The sequence below is a fragment of the Rhizobium lentis genome, assembly GCF_014200175.1.
Taxonomy (GTDB): domain Bacteria; phylum Pseudomonadota; class Alphaproteobacteria; order Rhizobiales; family Rhizobiaceae; genus Rhizobium; species Rhizobium mulingense.
In genome coordinates, this window is sequence record NZ_JACHBD010000002.1 from 432378 (window position 1) to 444658 (window position 12281).

Annotated in this window: 13 protein-coding genes; 12 read left to right on the forward strand and 1 reads right to left on the reverse strand. The window is 60.2% G+C overall.

What is annotated here, in order from left to right; translation table 11 throughout:
• Positions 1–3 precede the first annotated feature (3 nt).
• The 8 genes from GGI60_RS07775 to fliP are packed head-to-tail and all read left to right on the forward strand — an operon-like array spanning position 4 to position 5272.
• Positions 4–345, forward strand: a complete 342-nt coding sequence (locus GGI60_RS07775) for a flagellar hook-basal body complex protein FliE (RefSeq protein ID WP_183914552.1) — start codon at positions 4–6, stop codon at positions 343–345.
• 19 nt (positions 346–364) lie between these two features.
• Entirely contained in the window at positions 365–1153 is a 789-nt protein-coding gene (gene flgG, locus GGI60_RS07780) for a flagellar basal-body rod protein FlgG (protein ID WP_183914554.1), read from the forward strand.
• 16 nt (positions 1154–1169) lie between these two features.
• A complete protein-coding gene (flgA, locus tag GGI60_RS07785) occupies positions 1170–1652 on the forward strand; it encodes a flagellar basal body P-ring formation chaperone FlgA (protein ID WP_183914556.1) in 483 nt (160 codons plus the stop codon).
• Positions 1649–2770 carry a flagellar basal body P-ring protein FlgI gene (locus GGI60_RS07790; RefSeq protein WP_183839493.1) on the forward strand — a complete coding sequence of 374 codons (1122 nt, stop codon included), beginning with the start codon at positions 1649–1651 and terminating at the stop codon, positions 2768–2770. Before flgA ends, GGI60_RS07790 begins: the two co-directional genes overlap by 4 nt.
• Positions 2767–3306 carry a MotE family protein gene (locus GGI60_RS07795; protein WP_183914558.1) on the forward strand — a complete coding sequence of 180 codons (540 nt, stop codon included), beginning with the start codon at positions 2767–2769 and terminating at the stop codon, positions 3304–3306. Before GGI60_RS07790 ends, GGI60_RS07795 begins: the two co-directional genes overlap by 4 nt.
• Positions 3303–4019 carry a flagellar basal body L-ring protein FlgH gene (gene flgH, locus GGI60_RS07800; RefSeq protein WP_183914560.1) on the forward strand — a complete coding sequence of 239 codons (717 nt, stop codon included), beginning with the start codon at positions 3303–3305 and terminating at the stop codon, positions 4017–4019. Before GGI60_RS07795 ends, flgH begins: the two co-directional genes overlap by 4 nt.
• Before the next feature lie 12 nt (positions 4020–4031).
• A complete protein-coding gene (locus GGI60_RS07805) occupies positions 4032–4538 on the forward strand; it encodes a flagellar basal body-associated FliL family protein (protein ID WP_183914562.1) in 507 nt (168 codons plus the stop codon).
• Positions 4535–5272, forward strand: a complete 738-nt coding sequence (fliP, locus tag GGI60_RS07810) for a flagellar type III secretion system pore protein FliP (RefSeq protein ID WP_183914564.1) — start codon at positions 4535–4537, stop codon at positions 5270–5272. The genes GGI60_RS07805 and fliP overlap by 4 nt, the downstream gene beginning before the upstream one ends.
• A 77-nt stretch (positions 5273–5349) precedes the next feature.
• Here fliP and GGI60_RS07815 read toward each other — a convergent pair whose 3' ends face one another.
• A complete protein-coding gene (locus GGI60_RS07815; RefSeq protein ID WP_183914566.1) occupies positions 5350–7266 on the reverse strand; it encodes a glycosyltransferase family 41 protein in 1917 nt (638 codons plus the stop codon).
• Between the two features lie 432 nt (positions 7267–7698).
• Here GGI60_RS07815 and GGI60_RS07820 point away from each other — a divergent pair, with 432 nt between their 5' ends.
• The 4 genes from GGI60_RS07820 (at position 7699) to GGI60_RS07835 (ending at position 12215) form a co-directional block, all read left to right on the forward strand.
• The gene (locus GGI60_RS07820; RefSeq protein ID WP_183914568.1) at positions 7699–8604 is read left to right on the forward strand and encodes a flagellin; all 906 of its coding nucleotides are present in this window, start codon (positions 7699–7701) and stop codon (positions 8602–8604) included.
• 284 nt (positions 8605–8888) lie between these two features.
• Positions 8889–9797 (forward strand): flagellin, encoded by a 909-nt coding sequence (locus tag GGI60_RS07825; RefSeq protein ID WP_183914570.1) that lies wholly within the window; start codon positions 8889–8891, stop codon positions 9795–9797.
• A gap of 245 nt (positions 9798–10042) precedes the next feature.
• Positions 10043–10954 (forward strand): flagellin, encoded by a 912-nt coding sequence (locus GGI60_RS07830; protein WP_183914573.1) that lies wholly within the window; start codon positions 10043–10045, stop codon positions 10952–10954.
• Between the two features lie 298 nt (positions 10955–11252).
• Positions 11253–12215: a flagellin gene (locus tag GGI60_RS07835; RefSeq protein ID WP_183914574.1), complete on the forward strand. Its 963-nt coding sequence runs from the start codon at positions 11253–11255 to the stop codon at positions 12213–12215.
• The last annotated feature ends 66 nt before the right edge of the window (positions 12216–12281 follow it).

Sequence of the window (12281 nt, forward strand, 5' to 3'; positions counted from 1 at the left end):
TAAATGATCAGCAGCGTCCAGAATGTCAGCAACCTTTCGATGACTCGTGCGCTCGGCGCCGTCGACACCGAAAATTCCGCCTCAGCGTCAGCAACGACCATGCCGGGCACCGCGGGTGCGGCCAACGGTATGAGCTTCGCATCCGTCATGGGCAACATGGCGACCGAGGCTGTCAACAGCCTGAAGGGCGCCGAAAGCATGTCCTTTGCCGGCATCAAGGGCACGGCGACGACCCGCGAAGTCGTCGATTCCATGCTCCAGGCCGAGCAGACGCTGCAGACTGCGATTGCCATCCGCGACAAGATCGTCTCGGCCTTTCTCGAAGTCACAAAGATGCAGATGTAACTGATTTGAGGACGAACACATGAGAGCGCTCGCCATTGCAGCAACGGGCATGGATGCCCAGCAGACCAACCTGGAAGTTATCGCGAACAACATCGCCAACATCAACACCACAGGCTTCAAGCGCGCCCGCGCCGAGTTCACGGATCTGCTCTATCAGACCGAACGCGCCAAGGGCGTCGCCAACCGCGCCAACCAGGCCGTCGTTCCCGAAGGCGCCAATATCGGTCTCGGCGTTCAGACGTCTGCGGTCCGCAATCTGCATCTCCAGGGCGAACTCACCCAGACCGGCAACGATCTCGACATCGCACTGATCGGCAAGGGCTTCTTTCAGATCCAGTCGACCGACGGCACCACGCTCTATACCCGCGCCGGCGCCTTCAACAAGAACGACCAGGGCCAGCTCGTCACGATCGATGGCTATGAAGTCCTTCCCGGCATCACCATTCCGCAGGGGTCGACCGAACTGACCATCAGCCGCTCCGGCGAAGTGTCGGTCAAGCTGCCCGGGCAGACCAATACGACCGTGCTTGGCCAGTTGACGCTTGCCGACTTCGTCAACGAGGCGGGCCTCCAGCCGATCGGCGACAACCTTTTCCAGGAAACGGCCGCCTCCGGCGAGGCCGTCGTCGGCAATCCCGACGAGGAGGGGTTCGCCTACATGAAGCAGGGCTATCTGGAGTCCTCGAACGTCGATCCGGTGAAGGAAATCACCGAGCTGATATCGGCCCAGCGCGCTTACGAAATGAACTCCAAGGTGATCACTACCGCTGATGAAATGGCCTCCATCGTCAGCAAGAACCTGAAGTAAAGGGAAGGGCCGAAACATGATGTTTTGCCGGGCAGGACACATCTCGGGATGGATGGCGGCAGCCATGATCGCAGTCGCGGGCATCGTCATGCCCGCAGGCGCCGACGCCGGCATGGGCTATGCCGTCGTCCCGACGACAATCATCTACCCCGGGGATACATTATCGGCGAGCCAGCTTCAGGAGGTCGAGGTCACCAACCCCAACCTTGCCGGCGATTTCGCCAAATCGATCTCCCAGGTCGAAGGCCTGGTCTCCAAGCGCACGCTGCTGCCGGGCCGCACGATCGCGGTTTCGGGTCTGCGCGAACCCTATACGGTGACGCGCGGCTCTTCGATCCGCCTGGTCTTCTCTCTGGGCGCGATGACAATCTCGGCCGCCGGCACGCCGCTCGAAGACGGCGCCACCGGGCAGCTCATCCGCGCGCGCAATATGGATTCCGGCGTCATCGTCAGCGGCACGGTGCTTGCCGACGGCACGGTCCATGTGAGGGCAAAATGAGATTGTTGTTCCGTTTCCTGACCCTTGCCGCGGTTCTCGCCATGAGCCTGGCCGACGTCGCTCCCGCCTGGGCGCTGACGTCGCGCATCAAGGATATCGCCTCCCTCCAGGCCGGCCGCGACAATCAGCTGATCGGTTATGGCCTCATCGTCGGTCTGCAGGGCACCGGCGACGGCTTCCGGTCGTCGCCCTTCACCGAGCAGTCGATGCGGGCGATGCTGCAGAATCTCGGCATTTCGACGCAGGGCGGCCAGTCCAGCGCCAAGAACACCGCCGCCGTGATGGTCACCGCCAACCTCCCGCCGTTCGCAAGCCCCGGCAGCCGTATCGACGTGACGGTCAGCTCGCTCGGCGACGCGACGTCGCTGCGCGGCGGCACGCTCGTCATGACCTCGCTTTCCGGAGCCGACGGCCAGATCTACGCCGTCGCGCAGGGCGCCGTCATCGTCTCCGGCTTTCAGGCCCAAGGCCAGGCGGCGACCGTGACCGAAGGTGTGACCACCGCCGGCCGCGTGCCGGGCGGCGCCATTATCGAACGTGAGTTGCCCTCCCGCTTCAAGGATTCGGTCAATCTCGTGCTGCAGCTGCGCAATCCCGACTTCTCGACGGCGATCCGCATCGCCGACATCGTGAACGGTTATGCCTCGGCCCGCTTCGGCGGCCCGGTCGCCGAAGCCAAGGATTCGCAGGAAGTGGTGATCCAGAAGCCGCGCCAGGCCGATCTCACCCGGCTGATGGCCGATGTCGAAAACCTCATCGTCGAAACCGATACGCCGGCCAAGGTTGTGATCAACGAGCGCACCGGAACAATCGTCATCGGCTCCGATGTCCGCGTCTCGCCGGTCGCCGTCAGCTACGGCACGCTGACGGTCCAGGTCACCGAAACGCCGCAGATCATCCAGCCTGAACCTTTCTCGCGCGGCCGGACCGCGGTCCAGCCGCAGACCGATATCGCGGCTGAGCAGACCGGCGGACGCGTCGCCATCATCGACGGTCCCGACCTCAGGACCCTTGTCGCCGGCCTCAACAATATCGGTGTGAAACCGGATGGCATCATCGCCATTCTCCAGGGCATCAAATCGGCGGGCGCCCTGCAGGCGGAGCTTGTGCTGCAATGAAGACGATCCTGAACACCGACCTGACGGTCTTGCAATTGCTGCGCCGGCTGGCGCTCCCGGCAGCAGGCCTCATCCTTCTGTCGATCCCCGGCGCCTTCGCGCAGCAGCACCCGGAGGGAGACATCACGTCTGAGGACGAGATCAAGCAATTCTGCACCAACATTGCCGATCCCGCCCGCGACCAGCGTTACCTCCTGCAGAAGCAGGAACTGGAAAGGCTTCGCGCCGACATCGACGCCCGCATGGCGGAGATGGACAAGCGCAAGGCCGAATATCAGGATTGGCTGAAGCGGCGCGACGATTTCCTGAAGCAGGCGGAAGCCGGTCTCACCGAAATCTACAGGAAGATGAAGCCGGACGCGGCGGCGCTCCAGCTGCAGGATATGAAGATCGAGGTGGCCTCCGCCGTGATCATGCGGCTCGGCCCGCGCCAGTCGAGCCTCATCCTCAACGAGATGGACCCGCAGAAAGCAGCCTCCATCGCCAGCGTCATCGCCAGTGCGTCCGATCCCAATACGTCGAAGGATCCTTCATGAACATGCGTTTCCCGGCCGCGATCGCCGCTCTCGCACTCCTTGCAGGCTGCCAGTCTCCGACGGCGGTCAGCGAGATCGGCCGCGCGCCCGCCATGAGCCCGATCGGCAGCGGCCTTGCCTATGGCCAGACGCCGCAGATGGCGCTCTATCCGAAGCAGCCGCGCGCCGTCGCGCAGGGTTATTCGCTGTGGAGCGATTCGCAGGCCGCCCTGTTCAAGGACGCACGCGCGCTCAACGTCGGCGACATTCTGACCGTCGACATCCAGATCAACGACAAGGCCTCCTTCGACAACGAGACCAACCGCAGCCGCACGAATTCGAGCGGCATGAACTGGGACATCAACGCCCAGATTTTCGGCTGGACGCCTGAATCCAAGACCGACCTGACCTACGGCTCCGACACCAGCACTGACGGCAAGGGCAAGATCGAGCGCACCGACAAGATCACCCTTCTGGTCGCGGCCGTCGTCACCGGCATTCTCGAAAACGGTAACCTCGTCATATCAGGCTCGCAGGAGGTGCGCCTGAACCAGGAGCTGCGCATCCTGAACGTCGCCGGTATCGTGCGTCCGCAGGACGTCAACGCCGAAAACCAGATCTCCTATGACAAGATCGCCGAAGCCCGCATCTCCTATGGCGGCCGCGGCCGCCTGATGGAAGTGCAGCAGCCTCCGCGCGGCCAGCAGGCCGTCGACCTTTTCTCGCCGCTTTGAGGCCGAACGACGATGGCAGACGCAGACTTAAGCGCAGGTCAACCGAAGAAGAAATCCGGCCCGCTGATGACGATCATCGGCGTCGCCATCCTGACCTTGCTCGGCGCCGGCGGCGGCTGGGCGGTCGGCACGATCGTCGCGCCCGAGATCAAGGGCGCCAAGGAGGCCGAACAGGCCAAGGAGGCCGAAGCTAAGAAGAAGGCCGAGGAAGGCCTGGCGCGCATCTCGACCGAGGCCAACAACGTCGTCCAGCTCGAACCGATCACCTCGAACCTCGCCTACCCCTCGGAAAACTGGGTGCGGCTGGAAGTCGCGCTGCTGTTCAACGGGCCGCCTGACGTCAAGGTTTCGGAGGATATTCATCAGGATATCCTCGCTTATATCAGGACCGTTTCGCTGCAGCAGATCGAGGGCCCGCGAGGCTTCCAATATCTCAAGGATGACATTCAGGAACGTGTTGACCTTCGCTCGCAAGGGCGGGTATCGAAGGTCATGTTCAGGACATTTGTCATCGAATGATTCGATTAATAATTTTCCTTGCCGCCATGATGGCGGTACCGGAACTGGCGGTGGCACAGCAGCTGCCGACTGACTTGTTGAATGTGCCGGTCGATGGCTCCGTCGCCGCCTGGATCATCCGCACCTTCGGCCTGCTGACCATTCTTTCGGTCGCGCCGGGCATCCTGATCATGGTGACGAGCTTCCCGCGCTTCATCATCGCTTTCTCGATCCTGCGCTCCGGCATGGGCCTCTCCTCGACGCCCTCCAACATGATCCTGCTGTCGCTGTCGCTGTTCATGACCTTCTACGTCATGTCTCCGACCTTCGATCAGGCCTGGCAGAACGGCGTGCAGCCGCTGCTTGCCAATCAGATCAACGAGACCGAGGCGGTCCAGCGTATCGGCGAACCATTCCGTACCTTCATGGCGGCCAATACCCGTGACAAGGATCTGGCGCTCTTCGTCGATCTGGCGCGCGAACGCGGCCAGACTATCCAGACATCGGATCCGATCGACTACCGGGTGCTGATTCCAGCCTTCATGATTTCCGAGATCCGCCGCGGCTTCGAGATCGGCTTTCTCGTCGTGCTGCCGTTCCTCGTCATCGACCTCATCGTCGCGACCATCACCATGGCGATGGGCATGATGATGCTGCCGCCGACCTCGATCTCGCTGCCGTTCAAGATTCTCTTTTTCGTGCTGATCGACGGCTGGAACCTCCTCGTTGGCAGCCTGGTGCGCTCGTTCAGCTGATACGCCGCCGCCCATCATTGGCCACAAGAAAACCCCGCCGGAGCGGTCCGGCGGGGTTTTCCATGCAAGTCGAACCCTTACTCGGAAGCGAAAGGGGCGGTGCGTGGCGGCAGCGCCGGAATGTCCATGTGCTCTGGGGCGAGATGCTGTTTGGCACGGTCGGCCATGATTTCGTAGGCCTGCTCCAGATGATTGCAGAAACGTTCGGCGTCGAAGAGTGGCGCGATATAACGCTTCTCCTTCAGGCGCGCCTTGTATTCGGCGATCCGCCCGGGATTCTGCGCCAGCTCGACGGCAAGATCCTCGTAGGCCTGCAGGTCGCCGGCAACGAGCTCGGGCAGATCGATTGCTCTCAGCAGACTCTCGCTGACGCGTGAGGCGAAATTGGTACCCTTGACGGTCAGAACCGGCAGGCCGCCCCAGAGCTGCTCCGAGGTGGTCGTGTGGCCGTTGACGGGGAAAGTGTCGATGCCGAGGTCGGCCGCCTGCTGGCGGTCTATATGTTGTTCATAGGGTGCGCGCGGGCAGAAGATGATCCGCTTGGGCGAGATGCCTGCCGTCTGGAAGTGCTTCAACAGGTTCGCCTGGTTGCGCGGCGTATTCGCCATCAGCCAGAGCACACTGTTCGGCGCCCGCTTGAGGATCCGGCACCAGCTGTTGATCGTCTCCGGCGTGATTTTGCGGTTGCCGTTGAAAGAGGCAAATATGAAGGCCTCTTCCGGCAGGCCGAGCTGCTCGCGGGTGACCGGACGCGGCTTCGGACGATGCATCGGGTCGTTCGGCTGGTAGCTCTCCGGCAGCCGGCAGAATTTCTCGTGATAGAACGGCTTTGCGACTTCGGGCAGGACGGAATGGTCGCCGATGACGTAGTCGAGGTCGATGTTGACCGTGCTGCCGGGAAAACCGAGCCAGCCGACATGGACGGGTGCAAGCGGCAGGTTGAAGGCTGCTGCGCGGCTGCCTGACGTATGGCCCTTCAGATCGACCATGATGTCGATATTATGCTCGCGCACGACTGCCAGCACCGCCTGGTCGGAGAAGCCGTGAATGTCGACGATCCTGCCCCAGCGGCTGCGATCGGTCTCATTGTGCTTCAGATATTCCGGCCCGGTATGGCAGAAGAGCGTCACCTCGAACCGGTCCTTGTCATGCAGCTCGAGGATGCGCTGCAACAGCTTCATCGTCGCGTGGCGATCCCAGAAGTCCGACGACATGTAGCCGATCCGGATCTTGTTTGACCATGTGTGCGGCTGGTTGCGGCGGAAAGCTATCCGTTCCTGGTTGAGCGGCGTGGTGCCAATCGTTGCATACCTGTTGAAATCCTCGTTGCCGCACCAGTGCAGATGATAGAAGGGGTTGTCCTTGCGCAGAATCTCGAGATCGCCCTTTGCCAGGGCCCCGTCGATCACCGCCCGATGCTTGGCTGCCTCTTCGAAATCGTTGAATTCGCGGGCGAAAACAAGATGGAGAAAGCGGAAGGCGTGATTGCCCGGAAAACGCTTGAAGAGATTGCGCGCAAGCGTCTGGTTGGTTGCGTCGTTGAGATCGTCGCTGAGCAGCAGGGCCGCCAGGCGCATGTGATCGGGATTCATGCTTTCCGACAGCACCGTCTTGAACGGGCGGATGATATCCCGCTGCTGGCGCTTCAGATAGATCGCGGTGATGATGAAGGCGAGTTCGGCATCTTCCTGCGCCCTGCTGAGATTGCGCATGGCGATCAGCAGCGCTTCGTCCTCGTTGCCGGTCTCGTAATAGAGCTTGGCAGCCTGTTTCTGATATTCGTAGGCGTTCGGTCCTTCGCAATTGCCGGCCAGGCCATAGGCTTTCGCGGCATCGGCTTTGAAGCCGAGCTGCACGAGGTTCTTGGCCAGCAGCGCGTAGGTCTTGGCGTCCTGCTGGATATCCATGAGCTGGTTGAGCGTCGCCAAGGACTGTGTGTAGCGGCCCGCCTGATAGTCTCTGGATGCCGCAGAGAACGAAACTTTGCTGTTCAAAACCCAACTCCGTGAAGGAAATGTTCTGGCATGGCTGTCGATCGCCCGGCGTAGGCACGGACCGTCCTCCCCGAAAACGGTCGGATGATCCGATGGTGCTATCCCGGCACCTGCCACATTGCCATCCGAAGCTTGCTTGAAACCGGTGCGTCTGATGAAGACGCTTCCTTTCGGGAGAGGAAAACGGTTTCTTTCCCGGTATGTTAGCATGCGAAGAAACAGATTCAGCCGGTATTAACTATGCGATGGAAGGCGCCGGCACGACACCTAGATTTTTAAGAAGTTGGCAAGCAATGGCTGCGAGATTGCCCTGGACATGACGGGTTTGGGCCGAACAAACAGGCGCCAAGTAGCATGAAGCTGGTCCGTCATCGCCGGTACTACAGTCCGGTATGTCCTCCTTTTTGTATCTAGTTTCCAGGGGACAGATTTATGACAAGCATTAACACCAATTCTTCCGCAATGGCTGCTCTGCAGACGCTGCGCAGCGTCAACCAGAACCTCAACAGCACGCAGAACCACGTTTCTTCTGGTTACCGCGTTGAAAAGGCTTCGGACAACGCTGCTTACTGGTCGATCGCAACGACCATGCGTTCGGACAACAAGGCTCTCTCGGCTGTTTCCGACGCTCTCGGCATGGGTGCCGCCAAGGTCGATACCGCTTACACCGCAATGGACAGCGCCATCGACGTCGTCGGCGACATCAAGGCCAAGCTGGTCGCCGCCACTGAAAACGGCGTCGACAAGGCCAAGGTCCAGGAAGAAATCAGCCAGCTGCAGGAGCAGCTGAAGAGCATCGCACAGTCGGCCTCCTTCAACGGCGAAAACTGGGTTGCCGGCGCTGACGGCACCAAGAGCGTTGTTTCCTCGTTCGTCCGCGACGGCTCCAACGCCGTTTCGGTCACCACGACCGACTATGTTCTCGACGACGGCTCCGCAGGCAACGTTCTGTTCGGCATGAGCAACGGCACGGTCGAAACCTCCACGGGCATCCTCGGCACCTCGAATGGCGCGACCGGTTCGATCTACGCGATGGACATCACCAACTTCACCGCCGGCCAGATCCAGACGGCTCTGACCAATGTTGAGGCGGCTCTGAAGTCGATGACCAGCGCCGGCGCTGCTCTCGGCTCGCTCTCCAAGCGCATCGACAGCCAGGACGACTTCGTCTCCGCGCTCAGCGACTCGATCGACTCGGGTATCGGCCGCCTCGTCGATGCCAACATGGAAGAAGAATCTTCCAAGCTCAGCGCCCTGCAGACCCAGCAGCAGCTGGCGATCCAGTCGCTGTCGATCGCGAATTCCTCTTCGCAGAACATCCTGTCGCTCTTCCGCTAAAAGCGGTCGGCACCAGGTTTCCAAAGTTTCGCGGCCGGGTCGTCCCCGGCCGCGAAATGTTTTAATATAAGGTTAATAAAAATCCTTCTAAGTCTCAGATATTTTTACGCTATTTCCATTTCCGATTTAGTTTTCCTTAACCATCTTGCTGTTTTCTAGGCCCCATCGAAACGGCGAGTTAACCTTAACGACAATGGTTAACAGGCATGATGCTGATCGCTGTGGGCCGGCCGAAAATCCGGAATGTCCCTTCTTAAAATCTGCCAACAAGGGGCAAGCAAACTATGACGAGCATCAACACCAATAACGCTGCAATGGCAGCCCTCCAGACTCTCCGTGGCATCAACCAGGGTCTCCAGACGACCCAGGCTCACGTTTCGTCCGGCTATCGCGTTGGCCAGGCTTCCGACAATGCTGCTTACTGGTCGATCGCAACGACCATGCGTTCGGACAATAAGGCTCTCTCGGCTGTTTCCGACGCTCTCGGTCTCGGCGCCGCCAAGGTCGACACCGCTTACTCCGCCATGGACAGCGCCATCGACGTCGTCGGCGACATCAAGGCCAAGCTGGTTGCCGCCACTGAAAACGGCGTCGACAAGGCCAAGGTCCAGGAAGAAATCAGCCAGCTGCAGCAGCAGCTCCTGAGCGTCGCTCAGTCGGCTTCTTTTTCCGGTGAAAACTGGGTTGCCGGCGCTGACGGCACCAAGAGTGTCGTTGCGTCCTTCGTCCGTGACGGCTCCAACGCCGTTTCGGTCGTGATGACCGACTACATTCTCGACGACGGCTCCGCAGGCAACGTTCTGTTCGGCATGAGCAACGGTGCGGTCGAAACCTCCACGGGCATCCTCGGCACCTCGAATGGTGCGACCGGTTCCGTCTACGCGATGGACATCACCAACTTCACCCTCGGCCAGATCCAGACCGCTCTGACCAACGTTGAATCGGCCCTGAAGTCCATGACCAGCGCCGGTGCTGCTCTCGGTTCGATCTCCAAGCGCATCGAGCTTCAGGAAAACTTCGTGTCGGCTCTCAGCGACTCGATCGACTCTGGTGTTGGCCGTCTCGTCGATGCCAACATGGAAGAAGAATCCTCCAAGCTCAGCGCTCTGCAGACCCAGCAGCAGCTGGCCGTCCAGTCGCTGTCGATCGCGAACTCCTCGTCGCAGACCATCCTGTCGCTGTTCCGCGGCTAATAGCCCTCGGAAACATCGGCCCGCCGGTCTCCGGCGGCGCCACACAATCGAGCCGCGCTTCGATGGAGCGCGGCTTTTTTATTTCCGTTAACGATCGATTAACCATAATGCTGTTTTCTCTGGTCAACGAGACGGCGGGTTAACCAAATTTAAAAACCGGTTAACAGGCATGAGGCTGGTCCCCGTTCCCGGTAGCTATCCGGAATGTCCCTTTTTTCCATTTGCCAACAAGGGGCAATCATTTCATGACCAGCATTTTGACGAACGTTGCGGCGATGGCCGCTCTTCAGACACTCCGCGGAATCAATGACGGCCTCGAGGCTACGCAGAACCGCGTATCGTCGGGTTATCGCGTCGAAAAAGCGTCCGACAATGCCGCCTACTGGTCAATCGCAACGACCATGCGTTCGGACAACAAGGCGCTTTCCGCCGTCTCCGATGCGCTCGGCCTCGGCGCCGCCAAGGTCGACACCGCTTACTCCGCCATGGACAGCGCCATCGACGTGATCAGCGAAATCAAGGCGAAGATCGTCGCGGCAACAGAAAAGGGCGTCGACAAGACCAAGGTCCAGGAAGAAATCGGCCAGCTGCAGCAGCAGCTCCTGAGCATCGCGCAATCGGCTTCCTTCTCCGGTGAAAACTGGGTTGCCGGCGCTGACGGCACCAAGAGCGTGGTTTCCACCTTCGTGCGCGACGGCAACGGCAATGTCTCGGTCAAGACGACGGACTACATCCTGGACACGAGCTCCACGGGTAACGTTCTCTTTGGCATGACCTCGACTGGCACGATCGAGACGAGTTCCGGCATCATCGGCACGTCCTACGGCACCATCGGCTCGATCTACTCGATGGATATCAGCACCTTCGGTTCGGCTGAGATCTCCATGGCACTGACTTCGATCGAGGCCGGTCTGGAAGCGATGACCAAGGCGGCCTCCCAGCTTGGTTCGATTTCCACCCGTATCGAACTGCAGGAAAACTTCGTCGGAGCGCTCAGCGATTCGATCGACTCGGGCGTCGGCCGTCTCGTGGATGCCGACATGGAAGAGGAGTCGAGCAAGCTGACAGCGTTGCAAACCCAGCAACAGCTGGCGATCCAGTCGCTATCGATCGCCAACTCCAGCGCGCAGAATATCCTCACGCTGTTCCGCAGCTAAATCAGCCGCTGAAGCTGGACCGAATCTTGCGCCGCCGTTCGGCCGCAAGCAGCAAATCTTCCGGACCGCGCCCGAAACGGCGCGGTTATTTCTTTAATATCAACTGCTTGACTTGCGAGACGATCCGCTTGCCGAGCTCGCAGCGTCGCTCTTGCCGAACAGGTTGATATCGAGTTAACTTCACCTTGAGTTGATTTGCTTTTGCGACACCCGGTGAAATTTCGCCGGAGGCATGAGGCCACTTCAGTCGCCGCCGGCAACCCGGCCTGCCCTTTTATCTTATTCCGAGACCCTGTCGATGACCGTTAAGATTACCAGCGCGGCCGCGGTGAATGCACTTGCAGTGCTGCGCAGCATCAACAAAGAAGCCAGCCAGACCCAGCAACAAGTGTCTTCGGGATATCGGATCGAGACGGCCGCCGATGATGCCTCTTACTGGTCGGTCGCAACCGTCATGCGCTCGGACAGCACCAATCTCGGCACGATCGGCGACGCGCTCGGTCTCGGCGCCGCCAAGGTGGATGCGACCTATACGGCGATGACTTCGGCGATCGATCTCGTCACCCAGATCCGCGCCAAGCTCGTTGCGGCAAGAGAACCCGGCACCGACAAGGACAAGATCAACGCCGAGATCAGCGAATACAAGGAGCAGTTGAAGACTGTCGTCGAATCGACGTCCTTTGCCGGCGAAAACTGGTTGCTGAACAGTGACAAGGCAGCGCCACCGACTTGGTCGGTCATTTCGGGCTTCGTTCGCGCCTCGACCGGTGAATACCAGGCTCAGAGCATCGACTTCCCCTCGTCGCAGACCATCCTCATCGACAAGAACAATGCGAGCGGCGGCCTGTTCACCAAGGCAATCGATGCCCAGGCGATCAACAATAGGGGCACGGGACCCCGGAACTATTACCTGCTGGACGCCGATTCGACGACGCCGGCAACGGGAACGGAAGTCGCGATCGACAAGAACACCACCGACGCCCAACTCGCCGACATGCTTGATGTGACCGACTCTCTGCTCTCCTCGCTGACGACGACATCAGCCTCGATTGGCGTGATGAAGGCGCGTATCGACGATCAGATCGATTACACCGCCGATCTGTCCGATTCGATCGATAAGAGCGTCGGTGCGCTCGTCGACACCGATATGGACGAGGCTTCGATCCGCCAGAAGGCGATCGAAACGCAGAAGCAGATGGCCGTCGAAGCGATCTCGATCCTCAACACGGCAGCAAGCAAGATCCTCATTCTGCTGGAATAGAGCTGGGCGCGATTACCGATGGCAGTGGCGCCATTCATCCTCGCGCAAGTTTGACTTCCTAGTTTC